This window comes from Actinomadura geliboluensis (genome assembly GCF_005889745.1).
Lineage (GTDB): Bacteria > Actinomycetota > Actinomycetes > Streptosporangiales > Streptosporangiaceae > Spirillospora > Spirillospora geliboluensis.
In genome coordinates this window covers 1-1,456 of record NZ_VCKZ01000732.1, presented here as the reverse complement: position 1 = coordinate 1,456, position 1,456 = coordinate 1, and the positions used below count along the sequence as shown (strand labels likewise).

At 71.0% G+C, this 1,456-nt stretch carries 1 protein-coding gene; it reads right to left on the bottom strand.

Features of this window, described 5'->3' with window-relative positions:
• Nucleotides 1-18 precede the first annotated feature (18 nt).
• Nucleotides 19-1,233 carry an IS110 family RNA-guided transposase gene (locus tag ETD96_RS43890; RefSeq protein WP_138642367.1) on the bottom strand — a complete coding sequence of 405 codons (1,215 nt, stop codon included), beginning with the start codon at nucleotides 1,231-1,233 and terminating at the stop codon, nucleotides 19-21.
• Nucleotides 1,234-1,456 lie beyond the last annotated feature (223 nt).

Sequence of the window (1,456 nt, the reverse complement as noted above, 5' to 3'; positions counted from 1 at the left end):
GGACTTTCAATGGCTGAGTCAAGCCGCCTGGGCGACCGGCGCGGAGGAGGTGAAGCACCGGTCGTCGCGCAGCAGGGCCCACAGCACGTCGATTCGGCGTCTGGCCAGCGCCATCAGCGCGTTCTGATGTTTCTTCCCCTCGGCTCGCTTGCGCCGGTAGTAGTCGCGGTTCGGTCCGTGGGTCTTCAGGCTGGACAGGGCGGACAGGTAGAACACGCGGCGCAGGCGCCGGTGGTAGCGCTTGGGGCGGTGCAGGTTGCCGGTGATGCGTCCGGAGTCGCGGGGCACGGGCGCGAGTCCGGCGTAGGCGGCCAGGTGGGCGCTGTCGCGGAAGGTGGACAGGTCGCCGACCGCGATGACGAACTCGGCGCCGAGCTGGGGGCCCATGCCGGGCATGCTCAAGATCACTTCAGCTTGCGGGTGCCGGGCGAAGGTGTCGCGGATCTGGCCGTCGAGGTCTTTCAGGCGGTCCCGCAGGCGCAGCAGGTCGGCGGCGATCTGGCTGATCAGGCGTGCGGCGATGTCCTGGCCGGGCAGCACGACGGTCTGGGACTTGGCCGCGGCAACGGCCCGCTCGGCGATCTCCTCGGCCCGCCGCACGCCGTGTTTGCGCAGGTGGGCGGTGATGCGGGTGAGGCCGGCGCGGCGGAGGGCCTGCGGTGTCTGGTAGCGCTCGACCAGGACCAGCGCGGCCCGGGTGGCGAAGTCGAACTCGCGCTCCAGCGCGGGGAAGATCCCCGACAGCAGATCCCGCAACCGGCTCACCGAGCGCACCCAGTCGGCGTTGACGTCGGCGCGGCGGCCGGTGAGCAGCGCCAGCTCGGCCACCAGTTCCGGCTGCGGCCGGGCCGGCAGGAAGTCGCGGCGCATCCGGGCGGTGTTGGCGATGGTGACGGCGTCCTTGGCGTCGGTCTTGGCCTCGCCGGAGAAGGCGCCGGCCATCCGGTTGACGGTGCGGCCGGGAACGTAGACCACGTCCTGCCCGGCCGCGGTCAGCAGCGCCAGCAGCAGCGCGGAGGTGCGGGAGGTCAGGTCCACCGCCCACGCCACACGCACGCCGGCGGCCGTGACCATGGTGATCGCCTTCTCCACCGCCGCCTGGTCGTTGGGGACGCGTTCGGACCAGACCACCTCACCGACCGCGTCGACCACGGCCAGGTGGTGGTGCGTCTTGCCCGCGTCGATACCGGCCCACAGCGGCCCGTCGGTCCCTGCCAGGGGGTTGCTGCCCATGTCGCCTCGTTCTGTCCAAGGGGGCGAGATCCCGGGAACCCGCAGGTCACTCCGCCGGCAGGTCCTTAGACAGCGACGATTCGCAGATTTCAATCAGCGGCCGGAGAACCCGGAGGAGCCGGGCGGCCAGTCCTTTCGGGCCACCTCACGGCAGACACCCCATCAGCCACACCCGGCTCCTCTGGGCGCCGGAACCTCAGTTCCAACACCAACAACCCTAAGG

Excerpts from the sequence above, each read along its gene's own strand:
- ETD96_RS43890 (WP_138642367.1), bottom strand. The coding sequence starts at position 1,233 with ATGGGCAGCAACCCCCTGGCAGGGACCGACGGGCCGCTGTGGGCCGGT.